Raw genomic sequence first — 21,606 nt, forward strand, 5'->3', positions numbered from 1 at the left:
TGTTGTGCAGTGCCGACACGACGCGCCGCTATTTTTGTCGGCTAGAAGAATGTCACGCGCCTTGCGTAATCTGGCGATGCGCCTGAACACGGAATAGCCCCCGTTAGGTGCACCCCTCGGCCGCGTCCCTGTATGCGGCTTTTTTTTATGCACTGCAAACATTTGAGGCCGCTTTGCCTTGCGCCCACGAACGGCCAATCGAGGTTCGCACCGCCGCGGCATTCGTGGCAGGGCGAACTGACATCGAACATCCAGCGTTGATACGCAGCCGCAAAGGCAGACCTGCCAGCAAGTGAAAACCTCGCTCCGGGTTCGGTGCACCGCTGCCCGAGCCGTCAGTCGAGCATCTTTTCCCCGGGGCGCAGCGTCAAGACCCGTACGCCGTTTCGGGTCACGGCTACGGTGTGCTCGAACTGAGCGGACAGTTGCCCGTCGCGTGTAACGACCGTCCAGCCATCCTCTTCGGTCCAAACGGCAGACCGCCCCTGGTTAAACATCGGTTCGATGGTGAACACCATTCCTTCGCGCAACATCAAACCTGTTTCCGGCTTTCCCCAATGCAGCACCTGAGGATCCTCGTGCATCTCCCGCCCAATGCCATGCCCACAGTATTCCCTTACGACCGAATAGCCATTTCTGCGGGCGTGCCGCTCAATAGCATGACCCACATCGCCAAGTCTGGCACCGGGACGAACGGCCCTGATTCCTTTCCACATCGCTTCGTAGGTCACTTGCACGAGCCGTTTGGCCACTGGCGACACCTCGCCAAGCAAATATGTTTTGCTGGAATCAGCGATATATCCATTCTTCTCCAACGTGATGTCGAAATTGACGATGTCCCCGCTCCGTAAAACGTCTGTCGTGGAAGGAACGCCGTGGCAAACCACGTTATTGCGGGAAGCGTTGAGCGCGTAGGCGTACCCGTACTGGCCTTTGCTTGCCGGGCGTGCCATGAAATCATTGACGATGAGGCTATCGACCATGTCATTCACTTGCATCGTCGACATGCCGATCAAGCTCAATGTATCCAGATAGCCAAATACGTCCGCCAGCAACTTGCCCGACTCCGCCAGCAATTCGATTTCTTCCGGCCGTTTGGTCATGGTGTAGCCACGTTGACGGCTTGCGCTACAACGCCAGCGGCTCTGAGTTCGCGGGCAACGATCTCATTGAACCCCATCGTCGGATTCATTTCGCTCAACATACCGATCTTGATCCAGAAGGCCGCTTGCGCATTGATTGACCGGCAGGAAACTGCGCTTGCCTTTCGTATCTGATCGTGCAGATCGTCGTCGATATTCACGATACCCATGTGCCACTCCATACATATATGATTCGTATATGGATCATATACGGAAACAGGACGACAGTGCAAGCGCCGTGGCGATGTCGCGTGGGGTTGAGCGGCGAGCGGGCAGAACGCGCCGCTCGCATCTCGCAAGCCAACCGGGCGCGAGGAAAGGGGTACCATGAGAAAGCTATCGAACGCCAGGCTGATCCGCGCCTGAGCGTGTAACGTGTCCGTACCCAGGGGGCCCGCCATGATCCAGTATCACTCCACTCCCGATTCGCCGATCGTCGAAATCACCGTCGAAGGCAAGATCACCGACCACGATCTGCGCGAAGCCATCGAGCGCATGCGTGGCGATCTTGAACTGAACGGGAAGACCCGTGTGCTCGAACGCATCGAGCACTTCAGCGGTATCGAGCCGAAGGCGCTGTGGACCGACATGACGCTCGGCGTCCCCCTCGCCCGCAAGGTCACACGCGCCGCGGTGGTGGCCGACGCGGGCTGGATTCGCGCCTCGATGCATTTGGCCCGATTCTTTACCAAGGCTGAAATCAAGGCGTTCCACACTAACGAACTGGAGCAGGCGCGAGCCTGGATCAACGCCTGAACGTCGCCTGCAGCCGCACGCTTCGGACGGCAGGCGGCGAGGAGCCGTCATTCGTTCCCCAACGTCGGTTTGACTGCTTTCGCAGTCAGGATGCGCTTTGCCTTCATGACAACTGGCAGCGCAGTCGCGAGCACAGAGAACACAATTATTCCGGCAGATCGATCCCGCGCGATTGCTTCAAATGCTGTTTCCACCGTGCCATCAGTGTTCTTCTCCGCACATCATGCGGCTCGTCAAGAAACGTGGCGTCGACAACCCGATCCGCCCTGAAGTGACGAAATTCCTGACGTAGTTCGCACCACGCAACAAGTAGCCGGACAGCATCAGCGTACCCAATGAGCAGCGGCCATATTGTGCGTTCGCTCGCGCGTCCGCGTTCGTCGCGGTAACGGATTCGAAGCTTGCGACCCACGCGAATCCACTCGCGAATCTGCGCGATGTTCAGCATTTCGGCCGGCGACGATTGTGGCCGCGGCGTGCTGACTGTCGGCTCCGCGATGAATGGCCTCAACTGGTCCGGCACCGCCGCCGTGATCTTGGCGATCAGATCCTGAGCGGCTCTTGCCAGCACCGGATCGCTTCGTTGGGCGACCCATTGTGCGCCGAGCACGGCGGCTTCCTTCGTATGCCTAATCTATTTTTAATCAGAATCGCCGAAGCGACACAGACGGCGCTTCCCTGGTGCAGGGATGCTTCCCAGCGCGTCCGACGGGGACAACGAGGGCGGGGAGCGCGACCTGGTCTACTCGGGGATGACCGTCAAGCAGATTGCGCACAGCCTGGGATTCGAGGACAGCGCGAATTCCAGAGCGCCGCTCATCACGATCTGGCATTGGGTATGTGACAGCGAGAGGGAGATACGGGGACTAAACGATGGCCATCGTATTGCGGCGGTTGCGTCAATAGACGCTCAACGGCTAAGAATATTTATGTAAGTTCTGACTGCATCCGATAGCACGCAAGGGCGTAGCGCACAGCACGCGCCATCGACTCCGCTAACGACGAAAGCACGCGTTGCCATGGCATTGACGGAACAGGTCAGCGCTACGCCCCGCGAGTTTTCCCGTGCTCAAGTGCATTGACGCATCTGCTACCATTCGAATCGACAGTCCTGCGCCATAACTTCTAGAAAAATATGGACTATGACATGGCGTTGCGTAGCACGCAGAAGCCGAATCTGGATCCATAAGCGACTCCTTCAGAGCATGTCATCTGAGACCCGGTCCAACTCGATTGCAGATAGCAGCCAGGTGTTATGGGAGGATGGCGACCGGGTCTTTTCCCGCGCATGGCGCTTGAGCCTGGATGGCGCGCAGACTTCGGTCATGGAGTTGCGGCCTTCCGCCGCCAGCCGCACGCCAGCGAGCCTCGAACGCCTCGCGCACGAGTACCAGCTGAAAGACGAGCTTTCCGGCGATTGGGCCGTGCGGCCGCTCGAACTCGTGCAGGAAGGCAGTCAAACCGTACTGGTGCTCGAGGATTCGGGCGCCGCTCCCCTCGACCGGCTGATTGGCTCGCCGCTTCCGCTAGAACGCTTCCTGCAACTCGCTATCGACATTGTCGCTGCCTTGGGCAAGGCTCATCAGTGCGGTCTCATCCACAAGGACATCAAGCCGGTGCATATCCTGGTGAACGACGCAACGGGTGAGGTCAGGCTCACCGGCTTCGGTATCGCATCGCGACTTCCGCGCGAACGCCAGAGCCCGGAACATCCCGAATTGATCGCCGGAACCCTCGCGTACATGGCGCCTGAGCAGACCGGCCGGATGAACCGGTCGATCGATTCGCGCAGCGATCTTTACGCGCTCGGTATCACGTTGTACGAGCTGTTGACCGGAACCCTTCCTTTCACTGCGCTGGACCCGCTGGAATGGGTGCATTGCCACATCGCGCGGCAGCCGGCTGCGCCGGACGAGCGCGCCAAAGGCATCCCTGCCCCGCTCTCGGCCATCGTCATGAAGCTGTTGTCGAAATCCGCCGAGGACCGCTATCAAACCGCGAGCGGCCTCGAGTGGGACCTCAGAAGGTGCCTGGCGGAATGGGAGGCCGCCCATCAAATCGCACCTTTCCCGCTTGGAACGCACGACACGACCCGACAGCTTCTGATTCCCGAAAAGCTCTATGGGCGCCGCAGGGAAATCGCGACGCTTCTGGATGCCTTCGAGCGCGTCGCCACGCAAGGCACGCGGGAACTGGTCCTCGTGTCCGGCTACCCGGGCATCGGCAAGTCGTCCGTCGTCAATGAATTGCACAAGGTTATCGTGCTGCCCCGCGGCATCTTCATTTCGGGAAAGGTCGACCTGCGCCTGAGGGATATTCCCTACTCCACCTTGGCCCAGGCATTCGCCGAATTGATCCGACAAATCCTGAACGGACAGAATGTCGACGTTGCGCGTTGGCGCGTGGCAATCGAAGAAGCTGTCGGCCAGCACGGGAGATTGCTAACCGATTTAATCCCCGAACTCGCCAGCTTGATCGGACCGCAGCCCCCGGTCCCCGCACTCGCGCCGCTCGAAACCCAGTTGCGGTTTCAATCCGTCTTTCAAAAGTTCGTTAGCGTGTTCGCGCGCGCAGAGCATCCGCTCGTCATATTCGTCGACGACCTCCAGTGGCTCGATCCGGCCACCTTAACCATGGTGGAATACCTGATCACGCATGCCCACACGCACCACCTGCTGTTAATCGGCGCATATCGCGACAACGAGGTCGCGCCCGGGCATCCCTTGACGAGTACGTTCCATTCGATTCGCAAGGCCGGAACGGCGGTGCACGAGATCGCACTTGGCCCGCTCTCGCGACGTGATTTCAGCGAGCTGCTTTGCGACGCTTTCAGATGCACGCGCGAGCAAGCCTTGCCTCTGGCAAAGCTGGTTCACCGGAAAACCGGCGGCAATCCATTCTTTGCAGGACAATTTCTGACGAATCTCGCCGAGGAAGGGCTCCTCGCGTTCGAGTCGAGTTCGGCCTCGTGGCGATGGAGTCTCGAACACATCGACGCAAAAGGCTTCACCGAAAACGTCGTGGATCTGATGATCCGCAGGCTACAGCGGCTTTCGTCCACCACACAGGACGCGTTGATGCTGCTCGCCTGCCTCGGCAGCCAGGCCGACTTCGGCACTCTCGCGAGCGTCTGGGGCGGCTCCGAGGCCAAGGTCCATGCCGATTTCGCCGACGCCGTCCGGGCCGGCGCGATCATCTCCATGGACCGCAGCTTCAAGTTCGTGCATGACCGGGTGCAAGAAGCCGCGTACGCGCTGATCCCGCCCGATTCGCGCGCCGAGCATCACTTGCGCATTGGCCGCCTGCTGTTGTCGCGGCTCGATGACGCGGACATTTCGGCCAGAATTTTCGATCTCGTGAACCAGCTGAATCCGGGATGCGAACTGATGGTCGAGCGGCCCGAACGACATCGCGCAGCCGCCCTCAATCTCGAAGCCGCAAAAAAGGCGAAAGCCTCCACCGCTTACCGTTCGGCCTGCAATTATCTGGCGACCGCTGCGTCGCTGCTATCGCAGCAAGGATGGGACGACTGTTACGAGCTAACCTTCAGCGTCTGGTTCGAGCGGGCTGACTGCGAGTTTCTTCTCTCCCACCTCGCCGAGGCTACCGAATGGATCGATGAAATATTGCGTCGAGCGCAATCGAAGATCCACCGCGCCGAAGCCTACCGGCTCAGGATGGTCCTGCAGTTGGTGACCGGCGACAATGCGTCCGCGGTCAGCACCGCCCGCGAATGCCTGGGCATGTTCGATATCGACTTGCCCGATCATCCTACGGATACCGAAATATCGGCAGAGTACGAAGCGGTCTGGGCGCATCTCGGCGCGCGCCCGATCGAAAGCCTTCTTGATCTCGCGATGATGGAAGACCCGGAGATGCGCGAGGTCATGAACATCTTCCACATGCTGGGGCAGACGGCCTATTTCACCGATATCAACCTCGCCCAGACGATTGCGTGCCGAATGGTCGCTGTGACGCTGCAATACGGCACAACCGATTCGGCTGTCATCGCCTATGCGTTCATTTCCATCCTTCTGGGGCCGTTCTTCCACCGCTACCAGGAGGGCGAAGCGTTCGCCCGGCTGGCGGTCGCAGTGGCGGAGAAGCACCGCTTCACCGCTCAACACGTGGCCGCACATTTCTTTATGCAAATGGCGGTTCTCTGGACGCAACCGATCGAAGTCGCATTAGGGTGCGTCGATACTGCCATTCGGTATGCGCAGGAGACAGGCGAGGTCATCTATGCCAGCTTCAGCCTCGAACATCGGCTAACGGATCTTCTGGCACGCGGGGTTCACCTCGACGAGGCGTGGCTCGAATCGATCAAGGCCATTGCGTTCGTCGAGCGAATCAGCTTCCGTCACGTGCACGATATTCTCACGTGCATCCAGCAATTCATTCAGAAACTTCGCGGGCGCGCCGGCGACCAGACAGTCGTCGAAGACGCGACGATTGAGGCGCAAATCACGGAAAGCGGTATTGCCGTGGTCAACTGCTTCTACTGGATTTTGCGGGTGCAGCGCCACTATCTGTTGGGCGAACACGAGAAGGCGCTCGAGTGCGCCGCCCGCGTCAAGCCGATTCTCTGGTCCGCACGCTGCCATATCCAGTTCTCCAACTACTGCCTTTACTATTCGCTTGCACTCGCAGCCGTTCACAACACCTCGTCGAGCGAGCGGCAAGCCGGGATCGAGACGGACATCGCCGCAAACATTCAGGCATTCGAAAGATGGGCACAAAGCGGCCCGGTCACGTTTGCGCACAAGCATCTGCTGCTGTGCGCTGAACTGGCCCGTCTGAACGCAGACGCAATGCAGGCCTTGCGGCTTTATGAGGATGCCGCGCGCCTGGCAGGCGCGCGAGGCTTCGTTCAGGATCAGGCACTGGCCAACGAGCTGGCTGGGCAGTGCTGCCTCGCCGCTGGCCTCGAGCGCGCGGCGAACACCTATTTGCGCGAGGCGCGGGCCTGCTACTCGCAATGGGGTGCACACGGCAAAATCGAACAACTGGAGCAGCGCTACTCCTTGAGCAAGCCCGAAGCGGCGTCTGTCTCGCGCGTGACTATCGAGGAGAACGCCGAGCAACTGGATGTGGCGACAATCGTGAAGACAGCTCAGGCAATTTCAGGCGAAATGGTGCTTGAAAATCTGATCAAATCCTTGATGGTGACCGCGGTCGAGCACGCTGGCGCCGAACGCGGTCTGTTGATCCTTCCACAGGGCGCCCACCTGCGCATCGAGGCCGAAGCCACGACTCAAGGCAGCCAGGTCGTCGTGCGATTGCCGCAACAGTCGCCGAGTTCGACCGCGTTGCCCGACTCGCTCTTGCACTATGTCGCAAACACGTGCGAGCCCGTCATCATCGACGACGCCTCTGCCGAAAACCGTTTTTCCGGCGATCCCTATATCCGCCAGCAAGGCGCGCGTTCCGTCCTTTGCTTGCCGTTACTCAAGCAGACCAGGCTGATCGGCGTCCTCTACCTCGAGAACAACCTCGCGTCCGGCGTTTTTGCTCCGAAGCGCATCGCCATGTTGAAGCTGCTCGCCTCGCAGGCGGCGATTGCACTGGAAAACGCCAGCCTGTACCGCGATCTCGCAGAACGTGAGGCGAAGATCCGGCGCCTCGTCGACGCCAACATCGTCGGCATCATGATTGGGGGCGTCGAGGGGCGGATCCTCGAAGCCAACGACGCGTTTCTCCGTATGCTGGGATACGACCGTGACGATCTGCAGCTTGGGAATCTCAGCTGGAGGGATCTCACACCGCCCGAGTGGGTCGAGCGCAGCAGACTGGTGTGGGAGAAGCTGGACGAGACCGGGATATTACAGCCCTACGAGAAAGAATACTTCAGGAAGGATGGCAGCCGCGTGCCGGTGCTGATCGGCATGGCCATGCTGGGCGAGAACGCGACTGAAGCTATCGCGTTTGTGCTCGATCTGAGCGAGCTGAAGCGGGCGGAAGCGCAGGCGCGCCAACTGCAGCTCGAGCTTGCGCATGCGAACCGTGTCACGGCCATTGGACAGCTCGCGGCGTCGATTAGCCACGAAATGAAGCAGCCGGTTGCGGCGACGGCCGTCAATGCGTCAACAGGTCTGCGTTGCCTCGAGCTCGATCCGCCCAACGTAGGAGAGGCCCGCCAGGCGTTCGATCGTATCGTTCGTGACACGAGGCGTGCAGGCGAAGTGATCAAGCGGATTCATGGCCTTGTCAACAAGGCCCCGACGATCAACGAGATCCTGCAGATCAACGAGGCAATTCGCGAGGTCCTGGCGCTCGCGTCCAGCGAAGCGAACCGGAACGGCGTTTCTGTGCGGCTGCAGCTTGCGGAAGCTTTACCGCCCATCAAAGGCGACCGGGTGCAAATCCAGCAGGTGATGCTGAACCTTATTATCAATGCCATCGACGCCATGAGCACGGTTGACGATGGGCCGCGAGAATTGACGATCAGCACCGCCGTCAACGAGCCGGGCGCCGTTCTTGTAGCAGTGCGCGATTGCGGCCCGGGTATCGCCCCGGAGAACACCGAGCGCCTGTTTGAGCCGTTTTATACGACGAAGGCTAGCGGGATGGGTATGGGGCTCTCGATATGCCACTCGATCGTCAAGGCGCATGGCGGCCGATTGTGGGCTAGCGCCAACGTCCCCCGTGGCGCGCTCTTTCAATTCACGTTGCCAGTCAACCCCGCTGTTTCTGGGTAAGCCGGCCCAAAACCGACACCAAGGTATATTGACTCCCCGTTCTCAAAAGCCGATTGTTGTATCGTCAGGCGCGCGGTAAAGGGACGGAGATGGACAACGAACTCAGTCGTACTGTGGATGCGCTTCCGGGGCTGGTATGGACTGCCTTTCCCGACGGCCGCATCGAGTTCGTCAATCGACGCTGGTGCGAATATACGGGGCTTTCCGTTGGTCAGGCGGCAGGCGAAGGCTGGCAAACGGCGTTCCACCCCGACGACCAGCCCGCGCTGCTCGAAGCATGGCGGGCCGTCGTCGCCTCCGGCGAGCAAGGCGAGGCCGAAGCGCGAATGCGCCGCTTCGATGGCACGTATCGCTGGTTCGCATGCCGAGCCAGTCCGATTACCGATGCTGCCGGTGCAGTCATAAAGTGGTGCGGGATCAACTCGGACATCGAGGACCGTAAGCAGACCGAAGCGGCACTGCGCGCGCAAGAGCAGCGCTTCGAGTTGATCGTCGATAGCCTCCCCACCCGGGTCGTCCTCTTTGCACCCGACGGTGACGTGTTGCACGCCAACCGCCATACGCTCGAATACGCCGGTGTGACCCTCGACGAGTTGCGAGCATGGAAGACCAATGGCCTGACCCACCCTGACGATCGGGACGCAGTGATCGCCCGGTTTCATGCGTCGATCAGCACCGGCGAGCCCTATGACGCGGAGTCACGCCATCGCGGTGCCGGTGGCGTCTACCGATGGTTTCGTGTGCAGGGCTTTCCGTTGCGTGACAACGAAAGGCGAATCGCGCTCTGGTATTTCCTTCAGACGGATATCGACGACCGCAAGCGTGCGGAGGCACTGCTTGCGGGCGAGAACCGCCTGCTCGAAATGATCGCCACGGGCCAGCCGTTGCCAACCGTGCTCGATGCGCTGTGCCGGCTCGTCGAAGAGATCGCGAGTGATTGCGTTTGCAGCGTCGCCTTTCAGGAGGCCCACGGCACGGCCTGCCGGCACCTGGGGTCTCCTGGCCTCCCGAAGCGCTTTCTCCCACATCCCGGTGCGCGTGCCGCCTCCCAGGACTCTGGTCCACTCGGCATGGCGGTGTCCCTCAAGGCTCAGGTGATCGTGCCCGATGTCGCATCAGACGTACGCTGGACCAGGGCGTGGCGGGAACGCAGCCTCGCGCACGGACTGCGCTCCTGCTGGGCGACACCGATCCTGTCGCGTACCAACGAAGTGCTCGGAACATTCACCCTGTTTCGGTCTGATACCGGCAATCCCACACCTCTGCAGCACGAGCTGATCGCACAGCTCACGCACATCGCGAGCATCGCCATCGAACGGGCGCACAGCATCGCAGCACGTCAACAAGCCGACGAGCGGTTACGGCAAAGCGCGGCGCTGATGGCCAAAGTGGAGCAGCTCAGCTCGAGCGGAAGCTTTTGCTGGTGCCCGCAGACCGGCTCGATCACGTGGTCGGAGCAGCTGTATGGCATCTTCGGCATCGAACCAGGCGTGCCGATTACGTTAGACATGATCGCAGCGCGCTTCCACCCTGGCGACCGTCTCATACTCGATGAAATGATCGAGCGGGCGCAAGCAGGCAAGGATCTGGAGTTCGAACACCGCCTGCTGCTGCCCGACGGATCGGTCAGGCACATTCACATCCAGGCACACCCCACGCGCGACTCGCAAGGCGGCCTCGACTACATCGGCGCCGCCCAGGACATGACGGAACGCCGGGAGTCCGAGGGGGCGCTCCTCGCGCTGCGCGCCGAATTGGCGCATCTGAGCCGGGTCAATAGCCAGGGCGCCTTGACGGCCTCGATCGCGCACGAAATCAACCAGCCGCTGGCTGGCATCGTGACCAACGCCAGCACCGGATTGCGCATGCTGAGTGCGCAGCCGCCCAATGTAGAAGGCGCGCTCGAGACGGTACGGCGTACGATCCGTGACGGGCACCGGGCGTCGGAGGTGATGGCACGCCTGCGTGCACTGTTCAGCAAGAAAGCCGTGACGACGGATGCGGTCGATCTGGTCGAAGCCACACACGAGGTGATCGAACTGCTGCAGTGCGAGATTCGCAACAAGCGGATCGTGCTCCATGTGAAGGCGGCCGACGACCTGCCGCCGGTCGTCGGGGACAGGATCCAGCTCCAGCAGGTGGTGCTGAGCCTGCTTCTCAACGCCGTGGAAGCGATGAGTGGCGTCGAAGAACGCCCACGGCAGATGCGGGTGAGCATCGAGCGCGACGATGGCGACTGCGTGCGCCTCGCCGTGACCGATTCCGGCGTGGGCATCGACCCGCAACACGCGGCCAAGCTCTTCGATCCGTTTTTTACGACCACGCGCGAAGACATGGGCATCGGCCTGTCTGTGAGCCGCCGCATCATCGAAAGTCACGGCGGCCGCCTGTGGGCCTCATCCAACGCAGACCCGGGCGCCACATTTACGTTTGCCCTCCCGCTTACGACGGACAGCGCCGCGGCTGCCGGCCAGCCCGTTCCGACGGGTCAGCCCGTGCGTTCAGACGCTGAGCAGGCCGAAAGGAACCTGTGATGGCCGAACGCCCGCTAATCGCAGTGGTAGACGATGACGAATCAGTGCGCGAATCGCTGCCCGACCTGCTGCGCGTGTTCGGTTTCGCAGCGCGGGCATTTGCGTCGGCAGAGGAGTTCCTGGCATCTGGATGTGCCGGCGAAGCGCGCTGCCTGATTCTCGACATCGCCATGCCCGGCATGTCCGGCCATGACCTGCAGCACGAGCTCAAGCAGCGCCGGCAAGCCGTTCCGATCGTCTTCATCACGGCGCATGGTGACGAGGCGCTACGCCCACACATGCTCGAACAGGGTGCCGTCGACTGTCTGCTCAAACCCTTCAGCGACACCGCCCTGCTCGGGGCGATCCAGGCCGCGCTCAAGGTCGAATGATTCCTTTCGGGGCCTGTGAATGGAGTTCGCAATGACACCCGCACATGCAGTTGAATTCGGATCGAAATCGTCGTCGCCGCAAGCCGCGCCGGTTGTCTTCGTCGTCGACGACGATGTCTCGGTGCGCGAGTCGCTCGAAGCCATGATCCGCTTTGCGGGTCTCAGGGCGGAGACGTACGCTTGCGCTCAGGACTTCCTCGGACGCCCGCGCGCGATGGTCCCGAACTGCCTGGTGCTGGACGTGAGCCTTCCCGATCTAAGCGGTCTCGACTTGCAGAATCTCATTGCATCCGAGCGCACCGACATGCCCATCATCTTCATCACCGGTTACGGCGACGTGCCGATGACGGTACGGGCCATGAAGGCCGGAGCGGCCGAATTTCTCACCAAGCCCTTTGACGACCAGGTTCTGCTCGATGCCATCCGGCACGCCATCGAGCGCAGCCGCGCGGCATTGAGCAAGGAAGCCGGGATGCAGTCGATCCGTGAGCGCTACACCTCGCTCAGCCGACGCGAGCGGGAGGTCATGGCACTAGTGGTTTCAGGATTGCTGAACAAGCAGGTGGGCGCAGAATTGGGCATCAGCGAGATTACAGTGAAGGTGCACCGCCGGCACGTCATGCGCAAAATGGACGCCCGCTCGCTCGCCGAACTGGTCAACCTTGCGGGAAAACTGCACGCTGAGGGCGCATCCGCGTGACGGCCGCGTCAGCGCACCCTCAGTTCGCCGGGCGCCGCCTCGCGATCCCCGCCTCAGAGCGCCTTCGACAGCGCGATCGACAGCCATGCCCGCCCCAGGGCGCTCGTCAGGCCCATTTTGGGTCGTTAGCCGACGCGATTGCGAACGCGACAACGCATGCAGTCTTGGCAACGCACTCAACCACCGAGACGAGCGCTATGGCAACGCTGTGCGCGTACTCGAGAGGCAACGCCGGCGCTACGGCCAGCACACTCGCCGCGCAAATGAAAGCGAAGACGTGACGGGCAACGCGCAGGCCGACCACGGCGGCAAAACCAGTGAGGCATATCAGTATCTTTGACGCCAACACAGCGAGCAGTGAGGTCGAACTGATTGATCCGCTGAGTTCCAGCGGCGCCTCGATCAGTACCCAGCAACAGACCGCAACGACAGATCCCTTGAACGGGCGCTCTGCTCTGGACACCAGGTCGTCGGCATCCGCCTGGATTCCCGGCAACACCTCGCGCCTGGCCCGAGCGCGCTTCGTCAGATTGCCAGAGCCGTAGTTCATCACGCGGTCCTCCACACGGACATAGCCGGCCGAGCTTGCGCGGGCGGATACACATTCCACGATCCGTCGTCGTGACGGAAGAAGAAGATCGACAGCAGACCGCTGGGGCGCACCGCCTCGATGCACACGCAGCGCCGATGCCTCCGGGTACGGTGGACCCGCACGACATACGCGGGCATTGCGGGCCTGGGCGCGAGCCACTTCTCGACGGCCCAGTGCAGCGTCATTTCGGTCGGGCTCATGGTGGCCTCCTTCGCGTCGTTGTCTACATCAAGGTTGAGTAATGGGATTCACGCTGCGTTGACCACTGCGTGACCCGTCTTGCTTCGGTTGCCGATGAAGGTGCTCACAAGACACAGCAGCGCACGAATGCCCGCGAGCGGATGTCTGAGGCATGCATGAACCTGTTCGCTGCGGCTTTCGCCGAGCAGGCACCATGTGCAGAAGTGCTCGCAGTTATTGGTCAACAAGCGATAGCGGTTTTCGCCGAGCCGCGAGCGGGCGCGCAGCACGGCTTGCGCGCCCGAGTACTTCGGAAGCTGACGCGAGCGCACAGAAACGGTGTGACCATCGGCGAACTGGTCGATTGGGACTTCTTCGACAGGGCCGCGATACACGGACTTCGCGAAACCCGCGTAGTGAATGACCCTGCCGCTACCGGCATAAATGCCGTGATGTTCGTAGCCGTGGCGTTTCGTGATCAGGTGGGCACCGAGCGCGAGTTCGCCATTCGATCCGTCAAGTGCGACATCCGCAGGCGCATAAGCGTCTGCGCATCGTGCGTCTCGTTCACTGACTGATTGGTGGCGGTCGCGGTCCATGGCTCTGCTCCAGCTCCGGGGGGTGTCGGTATGCGAATCAATTTAGGGTGTGCCCGGAGGAGCCGCAATTACACCTTGGGTTCACGTCAAGCCATTACAGGCATGCGCGGGTGTTGCTAACACCATCGTGCTATGGCGCCCTGCACCACCTTCGGCCTAACGTTCAATGGCGCTCGTAGCGAACTGCATGGTGCGGCGCACGATACGGCGGCTGCGTTACACCATCGTGCAATTGAGCCGCCCACCTCCAACGGCCTAAAGTTGCTCTGCACGGGCAACGTCTCCCAACGCTGGCGTCGCTCAAATGCAGCCATTCGCACACCGCAACGGGAAGGCCATCATGCTCACCGACGTACTCCATCTTTCGCGAGCCCAGTTCGCGATGACGACGATCTTCCACATCGTGTGGCCGATCCTCACCGTCAGTCTCGCTGCTTTCCTGCTGCTCATCGAAGCACTGTGGGTTCGTACTGGCGACGTGATGTACTACCGCCATGCGCGCTACTGGAGCAAGCTGCTCGCGCTCAACTTCGCGGTCGGCGTCGTCACCGGCATCCCACTGGAGTTTCAGTTCGGCACCAACTGGTCGCGTTTTGCGCAGTACAGTGGCCAGTTCGTCGGCAACATCCTGGGTTTTGAAGGCGCGATGGCGTTCATGCTCGAAGCCGGGTTCATCGGCGTAATGATGCTCGGCTGGGGACGCGTACCGCGCGGCGTCCACCTCTTTGCCACAGCGATGGTGTCGCTCGGGTCCAGCATTTCCGTATTCTGGATCGTGGTCGCCAATTCGTGGATGCAGACGCCCGCCGGTTTCGCCGTGGTCAACGGCAAGATCGTCGTCACGGACTATCTGGCGGCCATCTTCAACCCCGACATGGTATGGGGCGTCTCGCACATGTGGACGGCCGCGATCGAAACCGGCATGTTCGTGATCGCCGGCATCTCCGCGTACCACCTGTTCCACCAACGGCATGCGGAGTTCTTTGCGCGTTCGTTCAAGATCGCACTGGCCGTGCTCGTCTTCGTTGCACCGCTTCAGGTCTGGCTGGGAGACTCGAGCGGCACCAGCGTGTTCGCCACGCAACCCGCGAAAGGCGCCGCAATCGAAGGGCACTGGCAGACCAACAAGCCCGGCACGGGCGCCGCATGGTCGCTCGTCGCGTGGCCCGATCAACAAAAACAGCGCAACGACTGGTCAATCGAAGTGCCGGGACTCCTGAGCATCCTCGGCACGCACACGCTGCACGGACGCGTTTCGGGTCTCACAGACTTCCCCCGCGCCGACCAGCCGCCGATGGTCCCGCTTCTCTACTACGCGTTCCGCGTGATGGCCGGCATCGGCTTCGCGTTCATGCTGCTCGCGTTCTGGACCGCATACGCGCTCCATAAAGCGCGCGGCAGTCTCGAGCGCCTTGTCGCGCAACGCAAGCTGCTGCTCGCATGGGTGCTGTGCATCCCGCTGCCCTACGTAGCCGTCGAGGCCGGATGGATCGTGCGCGAGGTAGGGCGCCAGCCGTGGGTTGTATATGGCCTGCTGCGAACGAGTCAAGCCGTATCGACGGTGCCCGCTTCGTCCGTAACGGCCAGCATGGCGATGTTCTTCGTTTTCGACGTCGTGTTGCTCATCACCTTCTTCCTTCTCGCGCGACGTTGGCTCAAGAACGGCCCGGATCTCACGGCCACACCGCCCGCGACCACCCTCGTCCCGCCTCAAACGGCGGCGACCGAATACTGAATTTTCATTTTCCAACTGAAGGGAGATTGTTCGATGGACAGCACTACTCACACCCTGCTTACCCTCACCTGGTTCGGCCTGATCGGCCTGATGCTGGTCTTTTACGTCGTGACGGATGGATTCGATCTCGGCGTGGGCATGCTTACGCTGCTGAGCAGAAAGCGCGAAGACCACGACGTGATGATTCAGACCATCGGTCACGTATGGGACGCGAACGAGACATGGCTGGTCGTGGTCGGCGGCGGCCTGTTCGGCGCGTTTCCCGCTGCCTACGCGATCCTGATGCAAGCGCTTTATCTGCCCGTCATGGCGATGATTGCCGGACTGATCATGCGGGGCGCAGCCATCGAATTCCGTCACAGTTCGCAGCATGGAAGGCTATGGGACACCGTGTTCGGCGTGGGCAGCCTCGTCGCGGCCATCTCGCAGGGCATCGTACTCGGCAAGGTGATCACGGGCTTCCTGTCTGATGGCCCCAGCGCCGCGTTCATCACGGTGACAGCCATTGGGGTGGTAAGCGGCTATGCCCTGCTCGGCGCGACCTGGCTCGTGAGGAAGGCGGCGGGCCCGATCCAGCGTTGGGCGCGACGGCTGGCCGTGGTGAGCGCGCAGTTCACCGTGGCTGCCGCAATTGTCCTCACCGCCGCGACCTGCTTTGGCGGCGTAGCGGTCCATGCCCGCTGGTTCCAGCCTGGCGTGCTTGCCCCGCTTGAGGTACTTGGCGCGCTCGCGGTCCTGTCGTTCGTGTGGCTCCTCGCGTCGCTCTATCGGGGACGCGAACGCCAGCCCTTCCGGGCGGCGGTGATGCTCTTCATGGTGTCATTCGCCGGCCTTGCGATCAGCCTCTTTCCCGACTTCATCCCGGGCCGGCTGACGATCTGGCAAGCGGCGTCGGATACCCTGACCCTCGCGTTCATGTTGATCGGCATTGGCCTCGTGTTCCCCGTGATGATCGGCTACAACCTGTACCAGTACGCGGTTTTCCGCGGCAAGGTGATCGACACGACCCGCGCATGAGGGTAGGCGAATTCATCAAAACGGCTCGATTCCAGGAGCAGCCAATGAAGACGAGCGAGTACGCCGCGGTAGACGCCGCACGAGTCCAGATCGAAATTCTCGAACGGTCTGAAAACATACTCATCATTCGCTGGGTGGAGCCCGGACGATGCCATTATGGCGAGCAGCGCTGGCGTCGCCGTTGTGCGCGCGCGTCTGGCGTATGCGTTGTGTCTCGACGCGCAATCCGACGCGGCGATGCAGTCTTTCGTCCCGCCGAACGCCCCGCCCCTTCGAACGCATCGGCGATGATCGCCGTGGAAGCGTTCGGCTATTCAGGTCGCCGCTTCGGCGCCGATTCAACGGGATCCCGGCGTTGCGTGTAACCCGGATTCGTTTCCTCATAGGCGACGCTGCGCCTTAGCGTCGCTCCCCCAGACAACTTGCATCGAAGAATAAAAAGCCGCTCAACAGAGCGGCAAATATGCAGGGCTGTTGGGGCCACGAGATCCCGTCAAGCAAGCCGGATATCCGGTTGAGCCAGCCCGTTGATCTGCTCCGCCGTCCAGAGCAGCGTTGCCCGGCGAAAACCGTGCAGCGCCTGCTGATGGCGTCGGTACAACATCGCGTGGCTCAGCTGAGCGAGTTTGCCTCGAATGAGCCCCCCGGGAAACAAGCAAAAACGCCCCAAGGTGCCAAAGGAGTCGTACTCGCTCAGTGACACGAGCGAACCGAAATCCCGGAATGCAAAGCCCGGAAGTGGCTTGTTGTAACGAATCCAATCCGGCAGATGCCGCGCCAGGTACTCCGCCTGTTGAGCGGCGACTTGCGCAGTAGGAGGCAGCGGACGCTGCGCACCTTCTGGCGTGAGTGAAGCGCAATCGCCGAGCGCGAAAATATTTTCGTCGTGTAGCGCCTGCAGCGTGCCCGATACCACGATCTGGTTCGACCGGTTGGTCTCGAGGCCCGCTAGCTGGTTCATGAAATCAGGAGCCTTCACACCTGCAGCCCATACCATCAAATCCGCTTCGGCAAGCTTCCCGTCTCCGTAACGCAGGCCGCCCGCTTCAACGGCGGAGACGCCCGTCGAGGTCATGACGCGAAAACCGATCTTCTCGAGTCGCTGCTGGCTCGCTGACGAGATCTCCGGCGGGAAGGCCGGCAGCACACGCGGCCCGGCTTCGAGAAGCGTCAAGCACAGCCTTTCTCTGATCGCGGGATCGCCATAGCCGGCCGCAAGCTCGAAAAGATGACTGAGCTCGGCAGACAACTCAACCCCGGTCGCACCGGCGCCCACAATCGCCACCCTGAGTACCTCATCCTTGACCACAGAACGAAGCGAGCGCTCGCGCAACGCGACGTTGAACGCCTCTGCCTGCTGCTGGCTGTCGATTAGATGGCAATGCTCCATGACTCCAGGCACGCCAAAGTCGTTCGCATGGCTGCCTATGCACAGCAGCAGCACGTCGTATGGCACGGTTCGCGGCTCAAGCATCAAGCCGCCCTCGTGCGCCTCGATCGCGGCAAGCTGGACTTCACGCCGTTGGCGGTCCAGTCCGCACATCTCACCCGGCTGATACGTGAAGCCGTGTTCACGCGCATGAGACAGATAAATGACGCGCTGCTGATTCACATCGCGCGTCCCTGCCGCAATGGTGTGCAGCATCGGTTTCCAGATATGCGTGGGGCTTCGGTCGATCAACGTGACACTAGTCTCACCCGAACGGCCCAGCCTGTCGCCGAGCCTGGTTGCAAGCAGAACCCCGGCGATTCCCCCACCTACGATAACGATACGAGTTGGCGTTTTCATGGCAAGCACTCAATGAATGAAGGACGAATTCCAATACGCTTCGCCGATGGCAATGCACAGGTCGTGCAATAGCGCCCGCGCCAATGAGATCCATCGGTACTTTCGCAATTTAGGGTATGCAGCAAACAGCTGCAATTACACCTAGGGCGCAGGATTGAACGCGCCTTTCCACTTACACCAAGGTGTCGTTACACCATCGTGCAATTGAGTCGCACGCCGATGCCCCATAAAGTTGGTGTCCATGAGCATGGGTCTTCCGAAATCGACATTGCTCAAACCTGTTAAGGATGCCAAATGACTATGACTCGCACCATCTCAAGCAACGGTCCTCAGGGAACGATTGCCTCGGGACGATTGTTTCTCCTTGAATTGAGCAGCAACTCCATTCATTCGATGAATCCAGACGGCACCGACCGCAAGACGATCGTCACAGATTGTCGCCTCCCCGACGGCATCGCAGTGGATGCGAACGCCGGTCATATCTACTGGACCAACATGGGCAGCTCTCTGAGCGCCAATGACGGCTCGATCGAGCGCGCCGACCTCGACGGCAGCAACCGCGTGGTCATCGTCGCGCAAGGCGTCACGCATACGCCGAAGCAGCTTCAGCTCGACAAGGATGGCGCCAGGCTTTATTGGTGCGACCGCGAAGGCATGCGCGTGATGCGCGCCAACTGCGACGGCTCTCAAGTCGAAACGCTGGTCGAGTCCGGGCGAGGCGACAACGACCGGCACGACCAGAACAAGTGGTGCGTCGGCGTCGCCGTCGATCGCAAGGCAGGGAAGCTCTACTGGACGCAAAAGGGCCCGGACAACGGCGACCAGGGCCGTATCTTCCGCGCGAACCTGGAGATTCCGAATGGCGAAGATCCGGCCACCCGCTCCGACATCGAAGTGCTGTTCGACCATCTGCCGGAACCGATCGACCTCGAGTTCGACCGCGCGAACCGCGTCCTTTACTGGACGGACCGTGGCGATCCCCCGCGCGGCAACACGGTCAATCGCGCCCCGGTCGACACAGCGGCGACGCCCGAGATCGTGTTCACCCACCTGCTGGAAGGCATCGGCATCACGCTCGACGTGGCCGGTAACCGAATGTTCGTCACCGATCTGGGCGGCTCGGTCTATTCCGCGCAGCTCGACGGAAGCAACCTGCGCAACTTCCTCTATGCCCAAGGCAATCTCACTGGCGTTGCCTACGCCGAAGTCTGATCCGTACATTGGAGAAATTTCATGACTCACACCAAACCCATTCGCCGCGTCGCCATCATCGGCACGGGCGTGATCGGCGCGAGCTGGGCCGCGCTGTTTCTCGCCAAAGGATTGCATGTCGTGGCTACCGACATCGCACCGAACGCGGAGGCGTCTTTGCGAAAATTCGTGGAGTCCGCATGGTCGGCGCTCACGAGATTGGGCCTCTCGCCTGGAGCGTCGCTCACTAATCTCACGTTCACGCCCGTGCTCGAGCAAGCCCTCGTCGGCGCGGATCTGGTGCAGGAAAATGGGCCTGAGCGGATCGACTTCAAGCAAAACCTTTACGGGCGACTCGACGAGATGCTGCATTCCGACGTGATCATTGCATCCAGCTCGTCGGGGCTCACCATGAGCGAAATCCAGAAAGGTGCCGCGACACATCCCGAGCGCTGTGTCATCGCGCATCCGTTCAACCCGCCCCACTTGATCCCGCTAGTCGAGATCGTCGGCGGCGCAAAGACCTCGGAAGCGACCATCCAGCGCGTGGCGGATTTTTATACGTCGATCGGGCAGCGCACGGTGCGGGTCAACAAGGAGATGCCCGGCCACGTTGCAAACCGGCTGCAGGCCGCATTGGCGCGCGAGGTGTACTACCTCGTTGCCGAGGGCGTGGTGAGCGCCGCCGATGTGGACACGGCCCTCTCGTGGGGCCCGGGTCTGCGCTGGGGCGTAATGGGCAACATGATGCTCAATCATCTTGGCGGCGGCCCAGGCGGCATCGAGCACTTCTTCCAGCAGTTCAGCGGCCCGATGACGGCCTGGTGGAAGACCCTCGGCGCGCCAGTTTTGAGCCCCGACGTGCAAAAGAAGCTTATCGACAGTGTCCACGCCGAGACCGGGTCGCGCTCCATCGAGACGCTGGAGGCACAGCGCGATGAAGTTCTGCTCGGTCTAATCGAACTGCGCCGCAATGTTCGCAGTCCGCAGCAGATTGAATCGCTAGATTCGGCCGCGTGATCCCAGGTGCACACGACGAATCGGTCGCCCATCTAATACTTCATCTTTGGCTTTCAAGCCAGAGCAACAGGAATGGCAACATGTCGACTACAGTCGCAGAAAACAAGACTACCCCGAAGCAGCTACCGCCGCCGGACAGTGACTTCTATCACTTCGCGGAGACCTTGAGCGAAGACGAGCGAACGGTTCTCCAGCGGGTGCGCACGTTCATGGAGTCTAACGTCGCGCCGATCATCAACAAGTATTGGGTTGAAGACGCCTTTCCGTTCGAAGTGATTCCAGGGTTCAAGGAGCTGAATATCGGCGGACTCGGCATCGAAGGCTACGGCTGTGTGGGCGGGAGCCAATTGCTGTTCGGTCTCACGATGATGGAGCGGGGAGCGCCATGCCGTCACACTACCGATAAGGAAAGCTAATCATGTCTTCAACAACCATCGCGGATTCATCTTCACCCGGAGTAGTGCTTGAGACTTCGCCAACAGAAGTCATAACGCTCGCAACCGTCCTGTACGAGAAGCGCGACGCGATCGCTTACGTGACCGTGAATCGACCCAAAGTGCTCAATGCCCTGAGCACGCAGACATGGAAGGATCTGCGATTGGCTTTCGAGGATGCACGCGAGGACGCAGCCGTACGCGGCGTCATTCTCACCGGCGCGGGCGACAAGGCGTTCATTGCCGGCGCAGACATCAGCGAGCTGGCGCACGCGAGCGCGATCGAAGCGGAGCAGTCGAGCCGCTTTGGGCAAGCCGTGCTCGACTTGATCGAGAACCTTGGCAAGCCCGTGATCGCGGCGATCAACGGCTTTGCGCTCGGCGGCGGCTGCGAAACGGCCATGGCGTGCACCCTTCGAATTGCCGCGGCGCACGCGAAGCTTGGCCAGCCCGAGGTCAAGCTCGGCTTGCTGCCCGGCGGCGGCGGCACGCAGCGGCTCCCGCGCCTCGTCGGAAAGGGCCGCGCACTCCAGCTCATTCTGTCCGCGGAGCTGATCAGCGCGCAGGAAGCCTGGCGCATCGGGCTCGTCAACGAGGTCGTTCCGGCAGCCGATCTCCTCGGACGCGCTGAAGTCATTCTGAAGACGATCGCCTCGAACGCCCCCGTCGCCGTGAAGCTATCGCTCGAAGCCGTGAACAAGGGACTAGACGCGGCCCAGAGCGAGGGCCTCGCCCTCGAAGCCTCCTACTTCGGACTGTGCGCCGGGACAGAGGATAAAAGGGAGGGCACGTCCGCCTTCCTCGAAAAACGCGCCCCTCAGTTCCTGGGACGGTGAAACAAGGGCCAC

General features: G+C 61.3%; 19 protein-coding genes. 12 read left to right on the forward strand and 7 right to left on the reverse strand.

Features of this window, described 5'->3' with window-relative positions; all coding sequences use genetic code 11:
- Nucleotides 1-335: 335 nt before the first annotated feature.
- Both map and M3A49_RS16465 read right to left on the reverse strand, forming a co-directional pair.
- Nucleotides 336-1,103: a type I methionyl aminopeptidase gene (map, locus tag M3A49_RS16460; RefSeq protein ID WP_266229620.1), complete on the reverse strand. Its 768-nt coding sequence runs from the start codon at nucleotides 1,101-1,103 to the stop codon at nucleotides 336-338.
- Nucleotides 1,100-1,312 carry a ParD-like family protein gene (locus M3A49_RS16465; protein ID WP_266229622.1) on the reverse strand — a complete coding sequence of 71 codons (213 nt, stop codon included), beginning with the start codon at nucleotides 1,310-1,312 and terminating at the stop codon, nucleotides 1,100-1,102. The genes map and M3A49_RS16465 overlap by 4 nt, the downstream gene beginning before the upstream one ends.
- A gap of 229 nt (nucleotides 1,313-1,541) precedes the next feature.
- Here M3A49_RS16465 and M3A49_RS16470 point away from each other — a divergent pair, with 229 nt between their 5' ends.
- Nucleotides 1,542-1,898 (forward strand): STAS/SEC14 domain-containing protein, encoded by a 357-nt coding sequence (locus M3A49_RS16470; RefSeq protein WP_266229623.1) that lies wholly within the window; start codon nucleotides 1,542-1,544, stop codon nucleotides 1,896-1,898.
- 145 nt (nucleotides 1,899-2,043) lie between these two features.
- On the opposite strand, the gene M3A49_RS16475 is transcribed toward M3A49_RS16470, so the two are convergent.
- Nucleotides 2,044-2,508 (reverse strand): helix-turn-helix transcriptional regulator, encoded by a 465-nt coding sequence (locus M3A49_RS16475; RefSeq protein ID WP_266229624.1) that lies wholly within the window; start codon nucleotides 2,506-2,508, stop codon nucleotides 2,044-2,046.
- 595 nt (nucleotides 2,509-3,103) lie between these two features.
- On the opposite strand from M3A49_RS16475, the gene M3A49_RS16480 reads away from it, so the two are divergent.
- The 4 genes from M3A49_RS16480 to M3A49_RS16495 all read left to right on the forward strand — a co-directional run bounded on the left by M3A49_RS16480 (nucleotide 3,104) and on the right by M3A49_RS16495 (nucleotide 12,201).
- A complete protein-coding gene (locus tag M3A49_RS16480; RefSeq protein WP_266229625.1) occupies nucleotides 3,104-8,596 on the forward strand; it encodes an AAA family ATPase in 5,493 nt (1,830 codons plus the stop codon).
- An 89-nt stretch (nucleotides 8,597-8,685) separates the two neighbouring features.
- A complete protein-coding gene (locus M3A49_RS16485; protein WP_254354254.1) occupies nucleotides 8,686-11,130 on the forward strand; it encodes a PAS domain-containing protein in 2,445 nt (814 codons plus the stop codon).
- Nucleotides 11,130-11,501 carry a response regulator transcription factor gene (locus M3A49_RS16490; RefSeq protein WP_266229627.1) on the forward strand — a complete coding sequence of 124 codons (372 nt, stop codon included), beginning with the start codon at nucleotides 11,130-11,132 and terminating at the stop codon, nucleotides 11,499-11,501. The genes M3A49_RS16485 and M3A49_RS16490 overlap by 1 nt, the downstream gene beginning before the upstream one ends.
- Before the next feature lie 31 nt (nucleotides 11,502-11,532).
- Nucleotides 11,533-12,201 (forward strand): response regulator transcription factor, encoded by a 669-nt coding sequence (locus M3A49_RS16495; protein ID WP_266229629.1) that lies wholly within the window; start codon nucleotides 11,533-11,535, stop codon nucleotides 12,199-12,201.
- Nucleotides 12,202-12,307: 106 nt separating this feature from the next.
- Here M3A49_RS16495 and M3A49_RS16500 read toward each other — a convergent pair whose 3' ends face one another.
- Genes M3A49_RS16500 through M3A49_RS16510 form a run of 3 tightly spaced genes read right to left on the reverse strand, consistent with a single transcriptional unit; the run spans nucleotide 12,308 to nucleotide 13,572 of the window.
- The gene (locus M3A49_RS16500) at nucleotides 12,308-12,751 is read right to left on the reverse strand and encodes a hypothetical protein (protein WP_254354316.1); all 444 of its coding nucleotides are present in this window, start codon (nucleotides 12,749-12,751) and stop codon (nucleotides 12,308-12,310) included.
- Nucleotides 12,751-12,993, reverse strand: a complete 243-nt coding sequence (locus tag M3A49_RS16505) for a hypothetical protein (RefSeq protein ID WP_254354252.1) — start codon at nucleotides 12,991-12,993, stop codon at nucleotides 12,751-12,753. Before M3A49_RS16505 ends, M3A49_RS16500 begins: the two co-directional genes overlap by 1 nt.
- A 48-nt stretch (nucleotides 12,994-13,041) precedes the next feature.
- A complete protein-coding gene (locus tag M3A49_RS16510) occupies nucleotides 13,042-13,572 on the reverse strand; it encodes a lecithin retinol acyltransferase family protein (protein WP_266229631.1) in 531 nt (176 codons plus the stop codon).
- Nucleotides 13,573-13,912: 340 nt separating this feature from the next.
- On the opposite strand from M3A49_RS16510, the gene M3A49_RS16515 reads away from it, so the two are divergent.
- The 3 genes from M3A49_RS16515 to M3A49_RS16525 are packed head-to-tail and all read left to right on the forward strand — an operon-like array spanning nucleotide 13,913 to nucleotide 16,689.
- On the forward strand, nucleotides 13,913-15,307 hold the full coding sequence (locus M3A49_RS16515) for a cytochrome ubiquinol oxidase subunit I (RefSeq protein WP_266229768.1): 1,395 nt from the start codon (nucleotides 13,913-13,915) through the stop codon (nucleotides 15,305-15,307).
- 33 nt (nucleotides 15,308-15,340) lie between these two features.
- Complete coding sequence (gene cydB / locus M3A49_RS16520; RefSeq protein WP_266229632.1) at nucleotides 15,341-16,324, forward strand: cytochrome d ubiquinol oxidase subunit II; 984 nt, start codon at nucleotides 15,341-15,343, stop codon at nucleotides 16,322-16,324.
- Between the two features lie 44 nt (nucleotides 16,325-16,368).
- Complete coding sequence (locus tag M3A49_RS16525; protein WP_254354249.1) at nucleotides 16,369-16,689, forward strand: DUF3331 domain-containing protein; 321 nt, start codon at nucleotides 16,369-16,371, stop codon at nucleotides 16,687-16,689.
- A gap of 128 nt (nucleotides 16,690-16,817) precedes the next feature.
- On the opposite strand, the gene M3A49_RS16530 is transcribed toward M3A49_RS16525, so the two are convergent.
- Nucleotides 16,818-18,113, reverse strand: a complete 1,296-nt coding sequence (locus tag M3A49_RS16530) for an NAD(P)/FAD-dependent oxidoreductase (protein ID WP_266229633.1) — start codon at nucleotides 18,111-18,113, stop codon at nucleotides 16,818-16,820.
- 393 nt (nucleotides 18,114-18,506) lie between these two features.
- On the opposite strand from M3A49_RS16530, the gene M3A49_RS16535 reads away from it, so the two are divergent.
- The 4 genes from M3A49_RS16535 to M3A49_RS16550 all read left to right on the forward strand — a co-directional run bounded on the left by M3A49_RS16535 (nucleotide 18,507) and on the right by M3A49_RS16550 (nucleotide 21,594).
- On the forward strand, nucleotides 18,507-19,325 hold the full coding sequence (locus tag M3A49_RS16535; RefSeq protein WP_266229635.1) for a 3-hydroxyacyl-CoA dehydrogenase: 819 nt from the start codon (nucleotides 18,507-18,509) through the stop codon (nucleotides 19,323-19,325).
- Between the two features lie 21 nt (nucleotides 19,326-19,346).
- A complete protein-coding gene (locus M3A49_RS16540; protein ID WP_266229636.1) occupies nucleotides 19,347-20,324 on the forward strand; it encodes a 3-hydroxyacyl-CoA dehydrogenase NAD-binding domain-containing protein in 978 nt (325 codons plus the stop codon).
- 80 nt (nucleotides 20,325-20,404) lie between these two features.
- Nucleotides 20,405-20,740 carry an acyl-CoA dehydrogenase family protein gene (locus M3A49_RS16545; RefSeq protein ID WP_254354245.1) on the forward strand — a complete coding sequence of 112 codons (336 nt, stop codon included), beginning with the start codon at nucleotides 20,405-20,407 and terminating at the stop codon, nucleotides 20,738-20,740.
- 2 nt (nucleotides 20,741-20,742) lie between these two features.
- On the forward strand, nucleotides 20,743-21,594 hold the full coding sequence (locus M3A49_RS16550) for an enoyl-CoA hydratase-related protein (protein ID WP_266229637.1): 852 nt from the start codon (nucleotides 20,743-20,745) through the stop codon (nucleotides 21,592-21,594).
- The last annotated feature ends 12 nt before the right edge of the window (nucleotides 21,595-21,606 follow it).

The organism is Paraburkholderia sp. CNPSo 3076, assembly GCF_026343935.1.
Classification (GTDB): Bacteria; Pseudomonadota; Gammaproteobacteria; order Burkholderiales; family Burkholderiaceae; genus Paraburkholderia; species Paraburkholderia nodosa.

Excerpts from the sequence above, each read along its gene's own strand:
- map (WP_266229620.1), bottom strand. The coding sequence starts at position 1,103 with ATGACCAAACGGCCGGAAGAAATCGAATTGCTGGCGGAGTCGGGCAAG.
- M3A49_RS16465 (WP_266229622.1), bottom strand. The coding sequence starts at position 1,312 with ATGGGTATCGTGAATATCGACGACGATCTGCACGATCAGATACGAAAG.
- M3A49_RS16470 (WP_266229623.1), top strand. The coding sequence starts at position 1,542 with ATGATCCAGTATCACTCCACTCCCGATTCGCCGATCGTCGAAATCACC.
- M3A49_RS16480 (WP_266229625.1), top strand. The coding sequence starts at position 3,104 with ATGTCATCTGAGACCCGGTCCAACTCGATTGCAGATAGCAGCCAGGTG.
- M3A49_RS16485 (WP_254354254.1), top strand. The coding sequence starts at position 8,686 with ATGGACAACGAACTCAGTCGTACTGTGGATGCGCTTCCGGGGCTGGTA.
- M3A49_RS16490 (WP_266229627.1), top strand. The coding sequence starts at position 11,130 with ATGGCCGAACGCCCGCTAATCGCAGTGGTAGACGATGACGAATCAGTG.
- M3A49_RS16495 (WP_266229629.1), top strand. The coding sequence starts at position 11,533 with ATGACACCCGCACATGCAGTTGAATTCGGATCGAAATCGTCGTCGCCG.
- M3A49_RS16500 (WP_254354316.1), bottom strand. The coding sequence starts at position 12,751 with ATGAACTACGGCTCTGGCAATCTGACGAAGCGCGCTCGGGCCAGGCGC.
- M3A49_RS16505 (WP_254354252.1), bottom strand. The coding sequence starts at position 12,993 with ATGAGCCCGACCGAAATGACGCTGCACTGGGCCGTCGAGAAGTGGCTC.
- M3A49_RS16510 (WP_266229631.1), bottom strand. The coding sequence starts at position 13,572 with ATGGACCGCGACCGCCACCAATCAGTCAGTGAACGAGACGCACGATGC.
- M3A49_RS16515 (WP_266229768.1), top strand. The coding sequence starts at position 13,913 with ATGCTCACCGACGTACTCCATCTTTCGCGAGCCCAGTTCGCGATGACG.
- cydB (WP_266229632.1), top strand. The coding sequence starts at position 15,341 with ATGGACAGCACTACTCACACCCTGCTTACCCTCACCTGGTTCGGCCTG.
- M3A49_RS16525 (WP_254354249.1), top strand. The coding sequence starts at position 16,369 with ATGAAGACGAGCGAGTACGCCGCGGTAGACGCCGCACGAGTCCAGATC.
- M3A49_RS16530 (WP_266229633.1), bottom strand. The coding sequence starts at position 18,113 with ATGAAAACGCCAACTCGTATCGTTATCGTAGGTGGGGGAATCGCCGGG.
- M3A49_RS16535 (WP_266229635.1), top strand. The coding sequence starts at position 18,507 with ATGAATCCAGACGGCACCGACCGCAAGACGATCGTCACAGATTGTCGC.
- M3A49_RS16540 (WP_266229636.1), top strand. The coding sequence starts at position 19,347 with ATGACTCACACCAAACCCATTCGCCGCGTCGCCATCATCGGCACGGGC.
- M3A49_RS16545 (WP_254354245.1), top strand. The coding sequence starts at position 20,405 with ATGTCGACTACAGTCGCAGAAAACAAGACTACCCCGAAGCAGCTACCG.
- M3A49_RS16550 (WP_266229637.1), top strand. The coding sequence starts at position 20,743 with ATGTCTTCAACAACCATCGCGGATTCATCTTCACCCGGAGTAGTGCTT.